Origin of the sequence: Rathayibacter sp. PhB1 (assembly GCF_004362935.1) — a bacterium.
Classification (GTDB): Bacteria; Actinomycetota; Actinomycetes; order Actinomycetales; family Microbacteriaceae; genus Rathayibacter; species Rathayibacter festucae.
Map to the genome: position 1 here is coordinate 550,322 of NZ_SNYD01000001.1, position 11,971 is coordinate 562,292.

Below are 11,971 nucleotides of genomic sequence, written 5' to 3' on the forward strand. Positions count from 1 at the left end.
AGAGGGCGGCCCCGCGAGTGCGACGTCGAGGCGGCGGGTAGCAGAACGACAACAACCGACAACTCAACGGGCTCTCCGTGCGTCGTGCGTTCTGCACGGCTCTCAGAGCGCCTCGAGCGCGGTGCTTTTGACAGAAGAACACTGGTGCACTTCCTCCGGTTCTCCGGATGTTCCTTCGCGAGCGCGTCCTATGCGACACGAGCCCGGCTCCGGCCGGGGGAGTGGCGTACGACGCAATAACAAGAGAGTGAGAGATCACACATGGCGGGACAGAAGATCCGCATCCGACTGAAGTCGTACGACCACGAGGTCATCGACACGTCGGCGCGCAAGATCGTCGACACGGTGACCCGTGCCGGTGCAACGGTCGTCGGCCCCGTGCCGCTTCCGACCGAGAAGAACGTGGTCTGCGTGATCCGTTCTCCCCACAAGTACAAGGACAGCCGCGAGCACTTCGAGATGCGCACCCACAAGCGCCTCATCGACATCATCGACCCGACGCCCAAGGCCGTCGACTCGCTGATGCGCCTCGACCTCCCGGCCGACGTCAACATCGAGATCAAGCTCTAAGGAGGAGTGCCACCATGTCTGTCACTGTTTCCCCCACGCTGAAGACCAGCAAGGGCCTCCTCGGCACGAAGCTCGGCATGACCCAGGTCTGGGACGAGAACAACAAGCTCGTCCCCGTCACGGTCATCGAGATCAGCCCCAACGTCGTGACCCAGGTCCGCACGGAGGAGAAGGACGGCTACACCGCCGTCCAGCTCGCCGCCGGTGCGATCGACCCGCGCAAGGTGAACAAGCCCGCCGCCGGTCACTTCGACGCCGCGGGCGTCACCCCCCGCCGCCACCTCACCGAGGTCCGCACCTCCGACGCCGCCGACTACTCGGCCGGCCAGGAGCTGACCGTGGACGCCGTCTTCGAAGCCGGCACCAAGGTCGACGTCGTCGGCACCTCCAAGGGCAAGGGCTTCGCCGGTGTCATGAAGCGTCACAACTTCAAGGGCGTCTCGGCTTCGCACGGTTCGCACCGCAACCACCGCAAGCCCGGCTCCATCGGCGCCTCCTCGACCCCCAGCCGTGTCTTCAAGGGCATGCGCATGGCCGGTCGCATGGGTGGCGAGCGCGTCACCGTGCTCAACCTCAAGGTGCACTCCGTCGACGCCGAGAAGGGTCTGCTGCTCGTCAAGGGCGCCGTCCCCGGCGCGCGCGGTCGCCTCGTGTTCGTTCGCAACGCCGTGAAGGGAGCGTAGTTCCATGGCTACCTCTGTCGACATCATCGACGTCCAGGGCAACAAGTCGGGCGCGTTCGAGCTCCCCGCCGAGCTCTTCGACGTCCAGACCAACATCCCCCTGATCCACCAGGTCGTCGTGGCGCAGCTCGCCGCGGCGCGCCAGGGCACCCACTCCACGAAGAACCGTGGCGAGGTCTCGGGAGCCGGCCGCAAGCCGTTCAAGCAGAAGGGAACCGGTCGCGCTCGTCAGGGCTCGATCCGCGCCCCGCACATGACCGGTGGTGGCGTGGTCCACGGACCGACCCCCCGCAGCTATGCGCAGCGCACCCCCAAGAAGATGATCGCCGCGGCTCTGCTCGGTGCTCTCTCGGACCGCGCCCGCGGCTCGCGCGTGCACGTGGTCGAGTCCCTCGCCCTCGGCGAGACCCCGAAGACGAAGGACGTCCTCGTCCTGCTCGACGCCCTCTCGGTGTCGCGCAACGTCCTCGTGGTCCTCGAGCGCGACGACTTCATCGCCGAGCTCTCGCTCCGCAACGTGCCGTTCGTGCACATCCTGCCGTCCGACCAGCTCAACGCGTACGACGTGCTCGTCTCCGACGACATCGTCTTCACGAAGGCCGCACTCGACGCGTTCGTCGCCTCGAAGTCCGGCGCCAAGAAGGAAGAGGTGAACGCATGAGCCAGTCCGCCGCGTTCAACAAGGACCCCCGCGACGTCATCATCTCGCCGGTGGTCTCGGAGAAGTCCTACGGCCTGATCGACGAGGGCAAGTACACCTTCGTCGTCGACCCGCGCTCCAACAAGACCGAGATCAAGCTCGCCATCGAGAAGATCTTCGGTGTCCAGGTCGCGTCGATCAACACGCTGAACCGTCAGGGCAAGACCCGCCGCACGAAGTTCGGGGCCGGCAAGCGCAAGGACACCAAGCGCGCGATCGTCACGCTGAAGTCCGGCTCCATCGACATCTTCACGAGCGTCGGCTGAGCCGAAGAAGCGTAGAGGAAACAGACAATGGCTATTCGTAAGTACAAGCCCACGACCCCCGGTCGCCGCGGCTCCAGCGTTGCCGACTTCGCCGAGATCACCCGATCGACGCCCGAGAAGTCGCTCCTTCGCCCGCTGTCCAAGACCGGTGGCCGCAACAACTCCGGTCGCATCACGACGCGTCACATCGGTGGTGGCCACAAGCGCCAGTACCGTCTGATCGACTTCCGTCGGAACGACAAGGACGGCATCAACGCCAAGGTCGCTCACATCGAGTACGACCCCAACCGCACGGCGCGCATCGCGCTGCTCCACTTCGTGGACGGCACCAAGCGCTACATCCTGGCTCCGAACAAGCTCTCGCAGGGCGACGTCGTGGAGTCGGGCTCGGGTGCCGACATCAAGCCCGGCAACAACCTGCCGCTGCGCAACATCCCGACCGGTACGGTCATCCACGCCATCGAGATCAAGCCGGGCGGCGGCGCCAAGCTCGCCCGCTCGGCCGGCACCTCGGTCCGCCTCGTCGCCAAGGACGGCCCCTACGCGCAGCTCCGCCTGCCGTCGGGCGAGATCCGCAACGTCGACGCGCGCTGCCGCGCCACGATCGGCGAGGTCGGCAACGCCGAGCAGTCGAACATCAACTGGGGCAAGGCCGGCCGCATGCGCTGGAAGGGCGTCCGCCCGACCGTCCGCGGTGTCGCGATGAACCCGGTCGACCACCCCCACGGTGGTGGAGAGGGCAAGACCTCCGGTGGTCGCCACCCGGTCAGCCCCTGGGGCCAGTCCGAGGGACGCACCCGTCGCCCCAACAAGGAGAGCGACAAGCTCATCGTTCGCCGCCGCACCGCCGGTAAGAAGCGCAAGTAGGAGTTGTAGAAGATGCCTCGCAGTCTCAAGAAGGGCCCCTTCGTTGACGACCACCTGCTCCGCAAGGTGTTCACGGCCAACGAAGCCGGCAACAAGAACGTCATCAAGACCTGGTCGCGCCGCTCGATGATCATCCCGGCGATGCTGGGTCACACCATCGCGGTCCACGACGGTCGCAAGCACATCCCCGTGTTCGTGACCGAGACCATGGTCGGCCACAAGCTCGGCGAGTTCGCCCCCACTCGGACCTTCCGCGGTCACGAGAAGGACGACAAGAAGGGCCGTCGCCGCTGACGCGGCGACGAGAAGGAGGAGAGAAATGGTGGAGTCGATCGCACGCGTGCGACACATCCGCGTCACCCCCCAGAAGGCTCGCCGTGTCGTGAACCTGATCCGCGGGAAGCAGGCGGAGGAGGCCCTGGCCATCCTCAAGTTCGCCCCGCAGGGTGCGTCCGAGCCCGTCTACAAGCTCGTCGCCTCGGCGATGGCCAACGCTCGCGTCAAGGCCGATGCCTCGAACGAGTACCTCGACGACCAGGACCTGTTCGTGTCCCGCGCCTTCGTCGATGAGGGAACCACCCTCAAGCGATTCCAGCCCCGTGCTCAGGGTCGTGCCTTCCGCATCAACAAGCGCACCAGCCACATCACCGTCGTGCTGGCCACTCCTGAGGAGGGGACCAAGTAATGGGTCAGAAAGTAAACCCCTACGGTTTCCGTCTGGGAATCACCACCGACCACGTGTCGCGCTGGTTCTCCGACAGCACCAAGAAGGGCCAGCGGTACAGCGACTTCCTCGCTGAGGACGTCAAGATCCGCCGGCTCCTCGCCACGCAGCTCGACCGCGCGGGAGTCGCCCGCATCGAGATCGAGCGCACCCGTGACCGCGTCCGCGTCGACATCCACACCGCCCGCCCGGGCATCGTGATCGGTCGCCGCGGCGCCGAGGCCGAGCGCATCCGCGCCGACCTCGAGAAGCTCACCGCCAAGCAGATCCAGCTGAACATCCTCGAGGTGAAGAACCCCGAGGCCGAGGCTCAGCTGGTCGCGCAGGGCATCGCCGAGCAGCTCTCCGCCCGCGTGGCCTTCCGCCGCGCGATGCGCAAGGGTCTGCAGGGCGCGCAGCGCGCCGGCGCCAAGGGCGTCCGCATCCAGGTCTCCGGCCGCCTCGGCGGCGCCGAGATGAGCCGCTCGGAGTTCTACCGCGAGGGACGCGTGCCGCTGCACACCCTCCGCGCGAACATCGACTACGGCTTCTACGAGGCGAAGACCACCTTCGGCCGCATCGGCGTGAAGGTCTGGATCTACAAGGGCGACATCACCAACAAGGAGCTCGCTCGGGAGCAGGCGAACAGCAAGTCGTCGCGCCCCGAGCGCAGCGACCGTCCGCGTCGCGCCCCCCGCCAGCAGAGCGAGGCGCCCGTCGCAGCAGGAGTTGAGGCATAACCATGTTGATTCCGCGTCGAGTCAAGCACCGCAAGCAGCACCACCCGGGCCGTTCCGGCCAGGCCACCGGTGGCACCAAGGTGTCGTTCGGTGAGTACGGCATCCAGGCCCTCACCCCGGCCTACGTGACCAACCGTCAGATCGAGTCCGCTCGTATCGCCATGACGCGCCACATCAAGCGCGGTGGAAAGGTGTGGATCAACATCTACCCCGACCGCCCGCTGACCAAGAAGCCCGCCGAGACCCGCATGGGTTCCGGAAAGGGCTCGCCGGAGTGGTGGGTCGCGAACGTCAAGCCGGGTCGCGTCCTCTTCGAGGTCGCCGGCGTCGACGAGCAGCTCGCTCGTGAGGCCATGACCCGTGCCATCCACAAGCTGCCCCTCAAGGCACGCATCATCAAGCGCGAGGAGGGAGACGCATAATGGCGATCGGATCCAAGGAGCTCGTTCCCACCGAGCTCGACACCTTCGAGGACGAGCGTCTCGTCACGGAGCTGAAGAAGGCCAAGGAGGAGCTGTTCAACCTCCGCTTCCAGTCGGCCACCGGCCAGCTGGACACCAACGGCCGCCTGCGTGCCGTCAAGCGCGACATCGCCCGCATCTACACGGTCATCCGTGAGCGCGAGCTGGGCATCCGCGCCACCCCCGCACCCGTCGAGGCCCCGGCCAAGGCGGAGAAGAAGCCGAAGACCAAGAAGGCCGCCAAGGCCGAGGTCGCGGCGACCGAGTCGAACGAGGAGGCCAAGTAATGGCAACCGTCACTGACAGCGCCGGCCACGAGTCGGCCGCCCACGACATCAAGGAGGCGGGCGCTCGCGGTTACCGCAAGACCCGTCGCGGCTACGTGACCAGCGACAAGATGGACAAGACCATCGTCGTCGAGGTCGAGGACCGGGTGAAGCACCCGCTGTACGGCAAGGTCATCCGCCGCACGTCCAAGGTCAAGGTCCACGACGAGCTGAACTCCGCCGGCATCGGCGACTCCGTCGTCATCAGCGAGACCCGTCCCCTCAGCGCCACCAAGCGCTGGCGCCTGGTCGAGATCCTCGAGAAGGCCAAGTAGGCCACGGCCCGCTTGAGTTAGCAGGAGAGACACATGCTTCAGCAAGAATCCCGAGTCAAGGTCGCCGACAACACCGGCGCCAAGATGCTCCTCACCATCCGCGTGCTCGGTGGCTCCGGCCGCCGCTACGCCGGCCTCGGTGACGTCATCGTCGCGACCGTCAAGGACGCGATCCCCGGCGGAAACGTCAAGAAGGGCGATGTGGTCAAGGCCGTCATCGTCCGGACCATCAAGCAGACCCGTCGTCCCGACGGCTCGTACATCAAGTTCGACGAGAACGCCGCCGTGATCCTGAAGAACGACGGGGACCCCCGCGGCACCCGCATCTTCGGTCCGGTCGGTCGCGAGCTCCGCGACAAGAAGTTCATGAAGATCGTCTCGCTGGCACCGGAGGTTATCTAGTCATGGCCAAGATCAAGAAGGGTGACCTCGTGCAGGTCATCTCGGGCGCGACCCAGGCCCGCGGCGGAGACCGCGGCAAGCAGGGCAAGGTTCTCGAGGTCCTGGTCGAGAAGAACCGCGTCGTCGTCGAGGGTGTGAACTTCGTCAAGAAGCACAACCGCGTCGGCCAGTCGCAGCGAGGCTCGAAGGAGGGCGGCATCGAGACCATCGAGGCCCCCCTCCACATCTCGAACGTCGCGGTCGTCGACCCGAAGACCAAGAAGCCGACCCGGGTCGGCCACCGCAACGTGGCCGTCACCAAGGACGGCGTGACCAAGACGGTTCGCGTTCGCTACGCGAAGGCGTCGGGTGAGGAACTGTAATGACTGACACCACCGCAGTGGCTGCGAAGGTTCAGCCGCGGCTCAAGGCCAAGTACCAGGCCGACATCATCCCCGCTCTCAAGGAGCAGTTCGGCTTCTCGAACATCCACCAGGTCCCCGGCCTGGTCAAGGTGGTCGTGAACACCGGAGTCGGCGAGGCTGCCCGCGACGGCAAGATCATCGACGGCGCCATCAAGGACCTCACCGCGATCACCGGCCAGAAGCCCCAGGTCACGAAGGCCCGCAAGTCCATCGCGCAGTTCAAGCTGCGCGAGGGCCAGGCCATCGGCGCGCACGTCACCCTCCGCGGTGACCGCGCGTGGGAGTTCCTGGACCGCCTGCTCTCGGTGGCGCTGCCGCGCATCCGCGACTTCCGCGGTCTCTCGGACCGCCAGTTCGACGGCAACGGCAACTACACCTTCGGCATCACGGAGCAGTCGATCTTCCACGAGATCGACCAGGACCGCATCGACCGCGTCCGCGGCTTCGACGTGACCGTGGTCACCACCGCGAAGACCGACGACGAGGGTCGCGCGCTGCTCAAGCAGCTCGGGTTCCCGTTCAAGTCGGCGGACAACGCGTAGCACGACCCCCGAGGCCGGAGGGCGGATCACCCGCCCTCCGGCCTCGCTGTGCACCCGCCCGCCCCGCGGCGCGGAAGCACTCTCAGAGCTCCGGTCCTCTCCCGGGAGGATCGGCCGTCGGCCCTCGACCGCCGGCCCTCAGCCGTGTACCATGGCTCGTTGGCCTGCGCTCGCGCGGCCGCATGGGCGTCGACGTCGTCGGCGCCGTCCCACACCACAGGTCGTCACTCTTGTAAAGGGTGCCGAAACCAGGCGAGAAAGGCACCATCAGCCATGACCATGACTGATCCGGTCGCAGATCTGCTGACCAGAATCCGCAACGCGAACTCCGCGCACCACGACTCCATCGCCCTCCCCGGCTCGAAGCTCAAGGCGAACATCGCCGAGATCCTCAAGCGCGAGGGCTACATCTCCGACTGGAAGGTCGAGGAGGCGCGCGTCGGCACGACGCTCTCCATCTCCCTCAAGTACGGACCGAACCGCGAGCGCTCCATCGCCGGCATCAAGCGCGTCTCGAAGCCCGGCCTGCGCGTCTACGCGAAGTCGACCGAGATCCCCACCGTCCTCGGTGGCCTCGGCGTCGCCATCCTGTCCACGTCGAGCGGTCTGCTGACCGACCGTCAGGCCGAGAAGAAGGGCGTGGGTGGGGAGATCCTCGCCTACGTGTGGTAACCCCATGTCGCGAATCGGAAGACTCCCCATCGAGATCCCGGCGGGCGTCGACGTCTCCGTCGCCGGATCCCTCGTCACCGTCAAGGGCCCCAAGGGCGAGCTGACCGTCCCGGTCGCCAGCCCCATCCAGGTCGCCGTCGAAGGCGGCCAGGTCCTGGTCTCCCGCCCCGACGACGAGCGCGAGTCGCGCTCGCTCCACGGCCTCACCCGGACGCTCATCGCGAACGACATCATCGGTGTCACGCAGGGCTACTCCAAGGGCCTCGAGGTCGTCGGAACCGGTTACCGCGTGCTGGTGAAGGGCTCGGACATCGAGTTCGCCCTCGGCTTCTCGCACCCGGTCGTCGTCACCCCTCCCGCGGGCATCTCGTTCACGGTCGAGGGCAACAACAAGGTCACCGTGCACGGCATCTCCAAGCAGGCCGTCGGTGAAGTGGCCGCCAACATTCGTAAGATCCGCAAGCCCGAGCCCTACAAGGGCAAGGGCGTGCGCTACGCCGGCGAGGTCGTTCGCCGCAAGGCCGGAAAGAGCGGTAAGTGATCATGGGACTCGGAACCAGAGGAAAGAGCAAGTCCGCTGCGCGCGGTCGTCGTCACGACCGTCTGCGCAAGAAGGTCGTCGGCTCCGCCGAGCGCCCCCGTCTCGTCGTCAACCGATCGGCCCGTCACGTCTTCGTGCAGATCGTCGACGACTCGCTGGGCCGCACCCTCGCGTCCGCGTCGACCCTCGAGGCCGACCTCCGCGTGTTCGACGGTGACAAGACCGCCAAGGCCCGCCGGGTCGGCGAGCTTCTCGCCGAGCGCGCGAAGACCGCAGGAGTCGAAGCGGTCGTCTTCGACCGCGGAGGCAACAAGTACGCCGGTCGCGTCGCCGCGATCGCCGATGGAGCACGAGAGGCAGGGCTCAACCTGTGACCGCCGCAGAGAGCAAGGAACCCGAGGTCGCCGCCGTGTCGGAGGCCCCCGTCGAGACCGCTGCGTCCACGCAGCCCCAGCAGGAGGCTCGCGAGCCCCGTCGTGGCGGCCGTGACCGCAATCAGGGTGGCCGCGACCGCGGTGGCCGCGACTCCGAGAAGAGCCAGTTCCTCGAGCGCGTCGTGACCATCAACCGCGTGTCGAAGGTCGTCAAGGGCGGTCGTCGCTTCAGCTTCACCGCGCTCGTCGTGGTCGGCGACGGGAACGGACTCGTCGGAGTCGGCTACGGCAAGGCCCGCGAGGTCCCCACCGCCATCTCCAAGGGCGTCGAGGAGGCGAAGAAGAACTTCTTCCGCGTCCCGCGCGTCGGCTCGACCATCCCGCACCCCGTCCAGGGTGAGGCCGCTGCCGGTGTCGTGCTCCTGCGCCCCGCGTCGTCGGGTACCGGTGTCATCGCCGGCGGTCCCGTCCGCGCCGTGCTCGAGTGCGCCGGCATCCACGACGTCCTGAGCAAGTCGCTCGGCTCGTCGAACACCATCAACATCGTCCACGCGACGGTGACGGCCCTGCAGCAGCTCGAGGAGCCGCGCGCCGTCGCCGCTCGTCGCGGGCTCGACTTCGACCAGGTCGCGCCGCCCCGGCTCGTCCGTGCCGAGGCCGACGCCCTCGCCGCCGCGTCCAAGTCGAAGGCAGGTGCCTGATGGCCCAGCTCAAGGTGACCCAGATCAAGTCGAAGGTCAGCGAGAAGCAGTACCAGCGCGACACGCTGCGCTCGCTCGGCCTCAGGAAGATCGGTCAGAGCGTCGTCCGCGAGGACAACTCTCAGAACCGCGGATACGTGAAGACCGTCGCCCACCTGGTGAAGGTCGAGGAGATTGACTAATGGCTGAGAAGAACCAGGCCGTCGCGGAGTCCACGACTCCCGCGCAGGCCTCGACCAAGGAGCACGTGCTCAAGGTCCACCACCTCCGACCCGCAGTGGGCGCCAAGAAGGCGAAGACTCGCGTCGGCCGCGGTGAGGGATCCAAGGGAAAGACCGCCGGTCGCGGCACCAAGGGCACCAAGGCCCGCTACCAGGTGCGCGTCGGCTTCGAGGGTGGGCAGATGCCGCTGCACATGCGCACCCCGAAGCTCCGCGGCTTCAAGAACCCGTTCCGCGTCGAGTACCAGGTCGTGAACCTGTCCGCTCTCGCGGAGCTCTACCCTCAGGGCGGCGACGTCACCATCAGCGACCTGGTCGCGAAGGGTGCCGTCCGCAAGAACGAGAAGGTCAAGGTTCTCGGCGACGGGGACATTGCGGTTACGCTGAACGTCGCGGTCGACAAGGTCTCCAGCTCTGCCGAGCAGAAGATCGTCGCCGCGGGCGGATCCATCAAGTAGCACCAGCAGCTTGTCGGTCGGGCTTGCCACGACGACTCCCCACGGGCACCTCGCCCCTGGAGAGCGCGTGGCAAGCTCGACCTGTATCCCGCACCAAGAACTGAGCAGGAGACCCTAGGTAGATGTTTGGCGCCGTAGCGCGGATCTTCCGCACCCCCGACCTCCGCCGCAAGATCGGCTTCACCCTCGCGATCGTGGCGATCTTCCGGCTGGGATCCTTCATCCCCGCTCCGTTCGTCGACTTCGAGGCCGTCCAGGCCTGCCTCGCCGGCAACCAGGGCACCTCGGGTCTCTACGAGCTCGTGAACCTCTTCAGCGGTGGAGCCCTGCTCCAGCTGTCGATCTTCGCGCTCGGCATCATGCCGTACATCACGGCGTCGATCATCGTGCAGCTCCTGCGCGTGGTCATCCCGCACTTCGAGACCCTCTACAAGGAGGGCCAGTCGGGCCAGGGCCGTCTGACGCAGTACACCCGCTATCTCACGATCGCGCTGGGCGTCCTGCAGTCGACCACCCTCATCACCGTCGCCCGCTCGGGCGCGCTGTTCGGCAACTCCGGTGTCCCGGAGTGCTCGGCGCTCATCATCACCGACGAGTGGTACTCCATCCTGCTCATGGTCATCACCATGACCGCGGGCACCGGCATCATCATGTGGATGGGTGAGCTCATCACCGAGCGCGGCATCGGCAACGGCATGTCGCTCCTGATCTTCACCTCGATCGCCGCCCAGTTCCCCACCTCGCTCTGGTCGATCGCGCAGTCGCGCGGCTTCGAGACCTTCCTCCTCGTCCTCGCGGTCGGGCTCGTGCTCGTCGTCGCGGTCGTCTTCGTCGAGCAGTCGCAGCGGCGGATCCCCGTGCAGTACGCCAAGCGGATGGTCGGGCGCAGAACGTACGGCGGCAACAACACGTACATCCCGATCAAGGTCAACATGGCCGGCGTCGTGCCCGTCATCTTCGCCTCGTCGCTGCTGTACCTGCCCGCGCTCATCGCGCAGTTCAACCAGCCCGCGGCCGGCCAGGAGGCGCCGTTCTGGGTGACCTGGATCACGAACTACCTCACCAAGGGCGATCACCCGCTCTACATGGCGCTGTACTTCCTGCTGATCGTCGGCTTCACCTACTTCTACGTCGCGATCACCTTCAACCCGGACGAGGTCGCCGACAACATGAAGCGCTACGGCGGCTTCATCCCCGGCATCCGCGCCGGCCGTCCGACCGCCGAGTACCTGAACTACGTGCTGACCCGGGTGACGCTCCCCGGCTCGGTCTACCTCGGTCTGATCGCGCTCGTGCCCCTCGTGGCGCTCGCGCTCGTCGGCGCCAACCAGAACTTCCCGTTCGGCGGCACGTCCATCCTGATCATCGTCGGAGTCGGACTCGAGACGGTGAAGCAGATCGACTCCCAGCTGCAGCAGCGCCACTACGAAGGGCTCCTCCGATGACCTCGACCCCGGTCGGCTTCCGTCTGCTGCTGATCGGCCCTCCGGGTGCCGGCAAGGGGACCCAGGCCGCTCGGCTCAGCGAGGTCCTGAAGGTCCCCGCGATCTCGACGGGAGACATCTTCCGCGCCAACGTCGCCAACGAGACCGAGCTCGGCCTGCAGGCCAAGTCCTACCTCGACGCCGGCCGCTACGTGCCCGACGAGCTCACGAACGCCATCGTGCACGACCGGCTGCAGGAGGCCGACGTCTCGACGGGCTTCCTCCTCGACGGCTACCCGCGAACGACGGAGCAGGTCGATGAGCTCGATCGCATCGTCGCGGCCGACGGCAACCGGCTCGACGCGGTCGTGCAGCTCACCGCCGATCCCGACGAGGTCGTGGCGCGTCTTCTCAAGCGCTCCGCGGAGCAGGGTCGCAGCGACGACACCGAGGAGGTCATCCGGCACCGTCTCGCCCTCTACGAGGAGCAGACCGCGCCGCTGATCGACATCTACGCCGCGCGCGGGCTCGTCATCGTCGTCGACGGCCTCGGCCCGGTCGACGAGGTCACCGAGCGCATCGTCGTCGCCCTCGAGGGCCACCGCGTCGGGCGCCTCGTCGGCGACTCGCCGGCCGCCTGA

Annotated in this window: 22 protein-coding genes; all 22 read left to right on the top strand. The window is 67.0% G+C overall.

The genetic code is table 11. The annotated features are described in order from the left end of the window. The first annotated feature begins 261 nt into the window (after positions 1–261). The 22 genes from rpsJ (at position 262) to EDF17_RS02690 (ending at position 11,971) form a co-directional block, all read left to right on the top strand. On the top strand, positions 262–570 hold the full coding sequence (rpsJ, locus tag EDF17_RS02585; protein ID WP_005050520.1) for a 30S ribosomal protein S10: 309 nt from the start codon (positions 262–264) through the stop codon (positions 568–570). Positions 571–584: 14 nt separating this feature from the next. After that, on the top strand, positions 585–1,253 hold the full coding sequence (gene rplC / locus EDF17_RS02590; RefSeq protein WP_104224566.1) for a 50S ribosomal protein L3: 669 nt from the start codon (positions 585–587) through the stop codon (positions 1,251–1,253). Positions 1,254–1,257: 4 nt separating this feature from the next. Beyond that, positions 1,258–1,914, top strand: coding sequence for a 50S ribosomal protein L4 (rplD, locus tag EDF17_RS02595; protein WP_123445041.1), 657 nt, complete (start codon positions 1,258–1,260; stop codon positions 1,912–1,914). Beyond that, complete coding sequence (gene rplW, locus EDF17_RS02600) at positions 1,911–2,219, top strand: 50S ribosomal protein L23 (RefSeq protein WP_123445042.1); 309 nt, start codon at positions 1,911–1,913, stop codon at positions 2,217–2,219. Before rplD ends, rplW begins: the two co-directional genes overlap by 4 nt. A gap of 27 nt (positions 2,220–2,246) precedes the next feature. Continuing rightward, positions 2,247–3,086, top strand: a complete 840-nt coding sequence (gene rplB, locus EDF17_RS02605) for a 50S ribosomal protein L2 (protein WP_123445043.1) — start codon at positions 2,247–2,249, stop codon at positions 3,084–3,086. 12 nt (positions 3,087–3,098) lie between these two features. Beyond that, the gene (rpsS, locus tag EDF17_RS02610) at positions 3,099–3,380 is read left to right on the top strand and encodes a 30S ribosomal protein S19 (protein ID WP_055787078.1); all 282 of its coding nucleotides are present in this window, start codon (positions 3,099–3,101) and stop codon (positions 3,378–3,380) included. Positions 3,381–3,405: 25 nt separating this feature from the next. Continuing rightward, on the top strand, positions 3,406–3,771 hold the full coding sequence (rplV, locus tag EDF17_RS02615) for a 50S ribosomal protein L22 (protein ID WP_123445044.1): 366 nt from the start codon (positions 3,406–3,408) through the stop codon (positions 3,769–3,771). Continuing rightward, positions 3,771–4,529 (top strand): 30S ribosomal protein S3, encoded by a 759-nt coding sequence (gene rpsC, locus EDF17_RS02620; RefSeq protein WP_056037327.1) that lies wholly within the window; start codon positions 3,771–3,773, stop codon positions 4,527–4,529. The genes rplV and rpsC overlap by 1 nt, the downstream gene beginning before the upstream one ends. A 2-nt stretch (positions 4,530–4,531) precedes the next feature. Further along, positions 4,532–4,951: a 50S ribosomal protein L16 gene (gene rplP / locus EDF17_RS02625; RefSeq protein WP_123445045.1), complete on the top strand. Its 420-nt coding sequence runs from the start codon at positions 4,532–4,534 to the stop codon at positions 4,949–4,951. Then, positions 4,951–5,277: a 50S ribosomal protein L29 gene (gene rpmC / locus EDF17_RS02630; RefSeq protein WP_123445046.1), complete on the top strand. Its 327-nt coding sequence runs from the start codon at positions 4,951–4,953 to the stop codon at positions 5,275–5,277. The genes rplP and rpmC overlap by 1 nt, the downstream gene beginning before the upstream one ends. Next, the gene (gene rpsQ / locus EDF17_RS02635; RefSeq protein WP_123445047.1) at positions 5,277–5,591 is read left to right on the top strand and encodes a 30S ribosomal protein S17; all 315 of its coding nucleotides are present in this window, start codon (positions 5,277–5,279) and stop codon (positions 5,589–5,591) included. Before rpmC ends, rpsQ begins: the two co-directional genes overlap by 1 nt. Positions 5,592–5,624: 33 nt before the next feature. Further along, positions 5,625–5,993, top strand: coding sequence for a 50S ribosomal protein L14 (gene rplN / locus EDF17_RS02640; protein ID WP_123445048.1), 369 nt, complete (start codon positions 5,625–5,627; stop codon positions 5,991–5,993). A 2-nt stretch (positions 5,994–5,995) separates the two neighbouring features. Next, complete coding sequence (gene rplX, locus EDF17_RS02645) at positions 5,996–6,355, top strand: 50S ribosomal protein L24 (RefSeq protein WP_123445049.1); 360 nt, start codon at positions 5,996–5,998, stop codon at positions 6,353–6,355. Next, the gene (rplE, locus tag EDF17_RS02650; protein WP_123445050.1) at positions 6,355–6,939 is read left to right on the top strand and encodes a 50S ribosomal protein L5; all 585 of its coding nucleotides are present in this window, start codon (positions 6,355–6,357) and stop codon (positions 6,937–6,939) included. Before rplX ends, rplE begins: the two co-directional genes overlap by 1 nt. Before the next feature lie 273 nt (positions 6,940–7,212). Beyond that, complete coding sequence (gene rpsH / locus EDF17_RS02655) at positions 7,213–7,611, top strand: 30S ribosomal protein S8 (RefSeq protein WP_123445051.1); 399 nt, start codon at positions 7,213–7,215, stop codon at positions 7,609–7,611. 4 nt (positions 7,612–7,615) lie between these two features. Next, positions 7,616–8,152 carry a 50S ribosomal protein L6 gene (gene rplF / locus EDF17_RS02660; RefSeq protein WP_123445052.1) on the top strand — a complete coding sequence of 179 codons (537 nt, stop codon included), beginning with the start codon at positions 7,616–7,618 and terminating at the stop codon, positions 8,150–8,152. Positions 8,153–8,154: 2 nt separating this feature from the next. Then, positions 8,155–8,526 carry a 50S ribosomal protein L18 gene (gene rplR / locus EDF17_RS02665; RefSeq protein WP_123445053.1) on the top strand — a complete coding sequence of 124 codons (372 nt, stop codon included), beginning with the start codon at positions 8,155–8,157 and terminating at the stop codon, positions 8,524–8,526. A gap of 35 nt (positions 8,527–8,561) precedes the next feature. After that, on the top strand, positions 8,562–9,227 hold the full coding sequence (gene rpsE, locus EDF17_RS02670) for a 30S ribosomal protein S5 (protein ID WP_173287519.1): 666 nt from the start codon (positions 8,562–8,564) through the stop codon (positions 9,225–9,227). Then, the gene (gene rpmD / locus EDF17_RS02675) at positions 9,227–9,409 is read left to right on the top strand and encodes a 50S ribosomal protein L30 (RefSeq protein WP_173232138.1); all 183 of its coding nucleotides are present in this window, start codon (positions 9,227–9,229) and stop codon (positions 9,407–9,409) included. The genes rpsE and rpmD overlap by 1 nt, the downstream gene beginning before the upstream one ends. Next, positions 9,409–9,906 (top strand): 50S ribosomal protein L15, encoded by a 498-nt coding sequence (gene rplO, locus EDF17_RS02680; protein ID WP_123445055.1) that lies wholly within the window; start codon positions 9,409–9,411, stop codon positions 9,904–9,906. Before rpmD ends, rplO begins: the two co-directional genes overlap by 1 nt. Before the next feature lie 122 nt (positions 9,907–10,028). Next, positions 10,029–11,351 (top strand): preprotein translocase subunit SecY, encoded by a 1,323-nt coding sequence (gene secY / locus EDF17_RS02685; RefSeq protein WP_123445056.1) that lies wholly within the window; start codon positions 10,029–10,031, stop codon positions 11,349–11,351. Beyond that, the gene (locus tag EDF17_RS02690) at positions 11,348–11,971 is read left to right on the top strand and encodes an adenylate kinase (protein ID WP_123445057.1); all 624 of its coding nucleotides are present in this window, start codon (positions 11,348–11,350) and stop codon (positions 11,969–11,971) included. Before secY ends, EDF17_RS02690 begins: the two co-directional genes overlap by 4 nt.